General features: G+C 64.2%; 8 protein-coding genes. 6 read left to right on the top strand and 2 right to left on the bottom strand.

What is annotated here, in order from left to right:
- Positions 1–68 precede the first annotated feature (68 nt).
- Entirely contained in the window at positions 69–776 is a 708-nt protein-coding gene (locus VNK82_00625; protein HXE89445.1) for a PilZ domain-containing protein, read from the bottom strand.
- 99 nt (positions 777–875) lie between these two features.
- On the opposite strand from VNK82_00625, the gene VNK82_00630 reads away from it, so the two are divergent.
- The 6 genes from VNK82_00630 (at position 876) to VNK82_00655 (ending at position 4,896) form a co-directional block, all read left to right on the top strand.
- A complete protein-coding gene (locus VNK82_00630; GenBank protein HXE89446.1) occupies positions 876–1,640 on the top strand; it encodes a prolipoprotein diacylglyceryl transferase family protein in 765 nt (254 codons plus the stop codon).
- 20 nt (positions 1,641–1,660) lie between these two features.
- The gene (locus tag VNK82_00635) at positions 1,661–2,422 is read left to right on the top strand and encodes a hypothetical protein (GenBank protein HXE89447.1); all 762 of its coding nucleotides are present in this window, start codon (positions 1,661–1,663) and stop codon (positions 2,420–2,422) included.
- A 16-nt stretch (positions 2,423–2,438) separates the two neighbouring features.
- Positions 2,439–2,672 carry a hypothetical protein gene (locus VNK82_00640; protein ID HXE89448.1) on the top strand — a complete coding sequence of 78 codons (234 nt, stop codon included), beginning with the start codon at positions 2,439–2,441 and terminating at the stop codon, positions 2,670–2,672.
- A gap of 14 nt (positions 2,673–2,686) precedes the next feature.
- Positions 2,687–3,151 carry a hypothetical protein gene (locus VNK82_00645; protein HXE89449.1) on the top strand — a complete coding sequence of 155 codons (465 nt, stop codon included), beginning with the start codon at positions 2,687–2,689 and terminating at the stop codon, positions 3,149–3,151.
- A gap of 4 nt (positions 3,152–3,155) precedes the next feature.
- A complete protein-coding gene (locus tag VNK82_00650) occupies positions 3,156–4,580 on the top strand; it encodes a radical SAM protein (protein HXE89450.1) in 1,425 nt (474 codons plus the stop codon).
- Positions 4,581–4,671: 91 nt separating this feature from the next.
- Complete coding sequence (locus VNK82_00655; protein ID HXE89451.1) at positions 4,672–4,896, top strand: hypothetical protein; 225 nt, start codon at positions 4,672–4,674, stop codon at positions 4,894–4,896.
- 39 nt (positions 4,897–4,935) lie between these two features.
- On the opposite strand, the gene VNK82_00660 is transcribed toward VNK82_00655, so the two are convergent.
- A complete protein-coding gene (locus tag VNK82_00660) occupies positions 4,936–6,003 on the bottom strand; it encodes a SpoIID/LytB domain-containing protein (GenBank protein HXE89452.1) in 1,068 nt (355 codons plus the stop codon).
- Between the last annotated feature and the right edge of the window lie 2 nt (positions 6,004–6,005).

Here is a 6,005-nt window from a genome sequence, read left to right on the forward strand (position 1 = left end):
CGATCGGCCGTGGAACGGTCGGGCGCCATATTAGACGCCGGAATGCCCGGAATCGTTTCCTGAGCGATCTATTTGTGGATGGCGCCCAGGTAGTCGTCCACCCACTTGCGCACGCGGTCACGATCGCCCGAGGGGGAAAACCGCACGCCCAGCAGGCTTTCCGCCTCGGTGACGTAGGAGACGATGGCGTTCATGGCCAGCCGGGGCAGGCCGGGAAGGCTGAAGGCAAGGGAGACATTACGGTTCAACGCCGGCCGTGCCGAGGTCACCATGGCCATGCCCCCGCCGGAGACCTCCTGGCTGTAGCAGGAGTGGCGCTTGCCCTCGGCGTCGAGAATCACTTCCGTGACCAAGGGAACGCGCACGAACAACCGCATGTGCCCGGTGACCAGGTTCTGGGTCGATTGCACGACCTTCAGCGCGGCTTCGCGCTCGACCGGATCGAGGAAGAGCGCATTGATGCCGTGCCGCGTGAAGGGGAAGGCTTCCTCGCTGCTGCGGGCCACGCCGTAGAGAAAGGCGCGCTGGTTCTCCCGGGAGGAGCGCAGGGTCTCCAGGACTTTGCCGGCCTGTTCGTTCAAGCGCACGACGCAGGCGTCGAACTTCTCTCGCGCCAGCCGCGGCTCCACGATGCCGCTGACAGCCACGGTGGCAATGCGGGACTGCTGGAAGCACTCGCGCAGGACGGCAGAGGTGGTTTCGTCCAGGTTGACCAGCGCCACGCGCACCGGCAGCTTCAGCGATCCGGTTCCGCTGGTGGTTGCGCCCGTGGCCATGGCGGACGCTATTGTGTCAACGTCAAAGGAGTTTGCGCAACTTACTTCGACAACGCACTGGTTGACACACTCGACGCCTGCCCGCAGAATGGCGCGCCAGTGGACTTCCCTTTCTACCTCCACCTGGGTCCCTGGAAGCTGCACCCGCATTGGGTGTTCGAGGGGCTGGGCTATGCTCTGGGCTTCCGCCTGTATCTGTTGTTGCGCGGCCGCTGGGGCGATCCAATCGCCGCGCCGTTGCGCTGGTCGATTGTCGCGGCGGCAGCGGCGGGCGCCGCCCTGGGCAGCAAGATCCTGTACTGGTTCGAAGACCCGTGGCAGACACTGCAACGCTGGCCCGATCCCGCGTACCTGATGGCGGGCAAGACCATCGTGGGCGCGCTGATCGGAGGGCTGGTGGCCGTCGAGTGGGCCAAGCGCCACCTCGGTATCCGCGCGCGGACCGGCGACCTGTTCGCCATTCCGCTGGCGATAGGGACGGCAGCCGGGCGCTTCGGGTGCTTCCTGACCGGCCTTGAGGACCACACCTTCGGCACGCCGACAACGCTGCCCTGGGGGGTGGATTTCGGCGACGGCATCGCGCGACATCCGACGCAGCTCTACGAACTCATCTTTCTATTGCTGTTGGCGCAGTTCCTGTGGCGGCGCTCGCGGGCACAGTATGAGAGCGGCGACCTGTTCAAGATGTTCATGGTGGGCTACCTGGGGTTCCGCTTGCTCGTGGACTTCATCAAGCCGGGTGTGACAGTAGCGGGACTGTCACTGCTGCAGTGGGCGTGCGTGGGCGTCCTGCTCTACTATGCGCGCGACCTGAAGCGCTGGTTGCGAGTGGGCGAACGACCTGCAACCGCCGTGAGCGGATAGGCCGGACGGGAGGAACAAGCTTGGCACGCGGAGCGGGCAAGGCGCTGCGCATCCTCGGCATCGTGGTCCTGTCCATTCTGATCCTGCTGGCCAGCCTGCTCATGCTGCTGCTGGCAGCGTGCGGCCTGTTTTCCTCTCCCAGCGCCGCAGACAGGAAGTTTCTGGCAGTCGTCGTGGTGACGTTTGTGGCGATCCTCGGAGGTGGTTTCTACGGAATCTTCAAGCTGGCCAAGGGAATGTCACAGGCGTCGCCGGGCGCGGAAGCGGCGCCGCCACTCCCGATCACGGCAGAAGAGGCGGCGAAACTGCTGCTGCCTTTGCGGTTGGCCATCGGAATCAGTATCGGCTTGAGCTTTCTTGGAATCGTGCTGAACCGGATGGAGCCCGGCTATCCGGCGAATCTGATTCCGGCGATGATGGCCGCATTTGTTCTCTATCAGCTTCCCTACGGGGCGGTCTTGTGGCTGACGCGCGAGCAACCGGAACGCAAAGGTGTAGCGCTGGCGCTGGCGTTCAGCGTGGTGAGCGTCCTCTACAGTCTGTGGACGTGGGGCACGTTGTTGCTGGTCTGGCGGCAGGCGGGCCTGTATGCCGGACAGATCGCCTCGCTCATCGATCTGGTGGCGACGGGCGCGGCCGCTTACTTTGCATGGCAATTGTGGCGCCGGGACCGTCGCAGCGCCGACGAAACCGCCAGCCTCATCCTGTGGTTCATCGGCTCAGCGGTGTACCTGGCCATTGTGCATTTTGCGCAAAGCGTCGCCTACCGCTGGGTGTTCTAGGAGCACGGGAGTCGACGTGGACGACACTACCGAAAAGCCGCAACCTGCATCACGGAGCTTCATCCGGGTTGTGCTGGCGATCCTGGTGATCCTGGCCAGCCTGATCTTCCTGCTGATGTCTGCCTGCTTCGGATTCTTTTTCGTGGCAGACAAAGGCAAGGAACCAGGCATGCTGGGCATCGCTCTGGTCTTCCTGGGCGTGTTTGTGGGATTCGTCTGGGTAGCTCGCCAGATGCTCAAGACGAGTTAGAGGAGATTCTGCCGATGAGCGCACCGAACTGGAAGCAGGGAGCCATCCTGTTCGCAGCCGGATCGGTGCTGGCGGCTTCTGCCTGCTACGGCGTCCTGCTGTACGACAGCAACGATTCGCTCTCACTGCTGTTCGCGGCCGGATTCATCGGCGGGATGGGGCTGGCGCTGGGCGGCACGGTGCTGATGGTGGTCCGCGCTTCGTCGGGAAGTGGGGCCGAAAGCGCCGCAGGCGGCGGGGTGATCACGCGTCCGACCTGGGGGCAGGTGCTGGTGATGCTGGCCAGCGGCGTGGTGCTCGGTGCGTCGTCGTGCTATGGCTTTCTGGAGACGCTGGGAAAGAAGGGCCAGTACTGGTACGGACCGTTCGCCGCCGGATTCTACGCCGGTTGTCTGCTGGTGCTGGGCGCAGGAGTCCTGCTCCTGCTCCGCCTGGTTCGCAAGCTGTTCACTCGATCCGCTTCGCCAACGCCGAGGTGATGCCATGCCGGTTCGCCCGTATCTTTTCTACGACGTCGCGCTTTCGCTCTGCTCGGCCTGCTTCCGCAAGGTGGAAGGGAAGATCGTCTTTCAGGATGACAAGGTCTTCCTGCTCAAACGCTGCCCCGAGCACGGCCACGAAAAAGTGCTGATCGCCGACGACGTCGACTACTATCGCCGCTGCCGGGAAGTGTTCATCAAGCCGCCGGAAATGCCGCTGGTGTTCAACACGCCGGTGAAGTGGGGCTGCCCCTACGATTGCGGCTTGTGCACAGACCATCAGCAGCACTCCTGCCTGTCGCTGGTCGAGATCTGCGACTACTGCAACCTGAAGTGCCCCATCTGCTACGCGGAGAGCGGACCGGCGCGCATGCAGTTCCGCTCGCTGAAGGAAATCGGATCCATGCTGGATGCCGTGGTGCGCAACGAGGGACGGCCGGATGTGGTGCAGATCTCCGGCGGCGAGCCCACGCTGCATCCCGACTTCTTCGCGGTACTCGATCTGGCCAAGCAGCGGCCCATCCGCCATCTGATGGTGAACACCAACGGCATCCGTATCGCACAGGAGGAGGATTTCGCCAGGCGCCTGGCGGGATACATGCCGGACTTCGAGGTCTATCTGCAGTTCGATTCCTTCGAGCGCGACGCGCTCCTGGAACTGCGCGGCGCCGACCTTCGCCGCGTTCGCGAACAGGCGCTCGAACGGCTGAACCGGCTGGGCGTTTCGACCACCCTCGTGGTCACGCTCAAGAAAGGACTGAACGACGGCGAAGTCGGACGCATCATCGACTATGCATTGCAGCAGCCGTGCGTGCGCGGCGTCACGTTCCAGCCCATCCAGGCCGCGGGCCGGCTGGAGCAGTTCGACCCGGCAACCGACCGCCTCACGCTGACCGAAGTCCGGCGACGGATTCTCGACGAATCGCCGGTGTTTCGGCCGGAGGACGTGATTCCTGTTCCCTGCCACCCCGACTCCCTGGCGATGGGTTACGCGCTCAAGCTGAACGGCAAGGTCGTGCCGCTGACGGGGATGATCGATCCGCAGGTGCTGATCAACGCCGGGCGCAACACCATCGTCTACGAGCAGGACGACGCCGTGCGCGAGGGCGTGTTCAAACTGTTCGCCACCAATCATTCGCCGCGCTCCGGCGCAGGCTCGCTGCGCGAGCTGTTGTGCTGCCTGCCTCGGCTGGCCGCACCACCCGACCTCAGTTACGAGAACGTCTTCCGCGTGCTCATCATTCAGTTCATCGACGCCTATTCGTTCGATGTGCGCTCGGTGAAGAAGACCTGCATCCACATCGTCCATCCCGACGGAAGGCTGATCCCGTTCGACACCTACAACCTCTTCTACAGGGATGACCTTGAGAAGACGCGCCTGCGACCGCTAAGGCGGGAGTGGCAGCAGGAACTCGTGCAGGTCGGCTGAGAACGCGCAGGTGGCGCTCAAGGTTTGGAAACAGGCAAACCAGCGCGCCGGAATATTCATCTAATCATGGGAGTCATCGGGAGGAGAGCGCATGAAGAAGTTGAGCCTTGTGATCGTCTTGCTCTGGGCGGGCAATGCTCACGCCGGCCTGTTCAACCATGTGATCAAGCCAGTGGGTAAAGCTGTGGTCAGCGCCTCCGTGGCCGCTTCCAAGGCCGTCGCTGGGGGCGGCTCGACGGCTGCGAAAGCAGCCGCAGAGGGCAGCACAACGGTTGCCAGGGCTTCCGGGAAGGCTGTGAAGAAAGTTGTGGTCTAGGCAGAACTCTTGGAGTGAGCAACGGGAGCACGCGCCGCATCACCGCGCAATCGTCGTGTTCGCGTAATAGAAGTTGAGGATTTGGAGAAAACCAGCGCCCCGGGCCGCCATGTGGGCGGCGCCGCGCTGGCATAGCCCCAGGCCGTGGCCCAGTCCGCGACCGCGCAGCAAGATGTGGTCGCCCTCATGCTCGGCTTCATAGTTGTTGCCGGGAACGGCGCTCCAGCCTCGGCGCCGGCCGAGTTCGAGACGCGAGCCTTCACTCTGGTTTCCGGATAAGAGCCGTTTGCCGTCGGCAGCCGACAGGCGACGCTCCCATGGCTCGGCGTGCTCCGGGCAAGCGACCGAGAAATACGGATAGCGATCACCCCGCATGCCAGTTTCGGCCAGCGTGCGAGTGCGCCCGCCGCAACTGGCTGAGTAAAGCGCAGGCAAGACCTTCCCTTCGTAGCTGAGCACGAGCCCCCGCGTGGCCGCCGTGGCCAGCCATGCTGGATTGTCTTTCTCCGGCGGATGTCGCAGGAACTGGCAGTGCGTGGTGTCGCAGAAGTCGAAGGCGGCGTGGCGACCGCCTCCGGCGACGTAGTAGGAACGTGTTACCACCGCCTGGGCTTTCAGCGCCTCGAGCGGCGCTCCGGGCGGGCTTTCGGCCGCCACCGCAGAAGCCACGGCGACCTCGAGGTCCATGGTCACAACGGGCTGCAGCGCACGACCGGAAACTCTGACTTCGAGGTTCCCGCGATAGCGGCGCTCGATCCTGCCCGGCACGGCAAGCTGGAACTCACCAGCGTCCGAAGGCCAGGCTTGCACTGACGTGCCCGTCAGGCGGCGCTCGGCCGAGCGACACTCTATGCCGCCTCCCGTGAGCCGCAGACGCGCACTTTGGCCGCCGGCCAGCGATATGACGTTCCCGGAAACCTTGATGGTGAGGGTGGCTCCGGGCGGCGCGCTGAGCACAAGCTCCTGCGGTCTGAACAGGCCGAACACGCCCACGCGCACGGCGGCCGGATGTGCCGGTTCGCCTGACGACAGAACAACCGGAGTCAGTACGAGTACGAGCGCTGCCGTGGGCCAGCGGCGTGCGGCGGGTTCGGCTGCCTTTTTCATGC

The organism is Terriglobales bacterium (assembly GCA_035573675.1).
Classification (GTDB): Bacteria; Acidobacteriota; Terriglobia; order Terriglobales; family Acidobacteriaceae; genus DATMAB01.

Bases quoted from the DNA above. Each gene is read 5' to 3' on its own strand.
- VNK82_00625 (HXE89445.1), bottom strand. From the start codon at position 776: ATGGCCACGGGCGCAACCACCAGCGGAACCGGATCGCTGAAGCTGCCG.
- VNK82_00645 (HXE89449.1), top strand. From the start codon at position 2,687: ATGAGCGCACCGAACTGGAAGCAGGGAGCCATCCTGTTCGCAGCCGGA.
- VNK82_00650 (HXE89450.1), top strand. From the start codon at position 3,156: ATGCCGGTTCGCCCGTATCTTTTCTACGACGTCGCGCTTTCGCTCTGC.
- VNK82_00655 (HXE89451.1), top strand. From the start codon at position 4,672: ATGAAGAAGTTGAGCCTTGTGATCGTCTTGCTCTGGGCGGGCAATGCT.
- VNK82_00660 (HXE89452.1), bottom strand. From the start codon at position 6,003: ATGAAAAAGGCAGCCGAACCCGCCGCACGCCGCTGGCCCACGGCAGCG.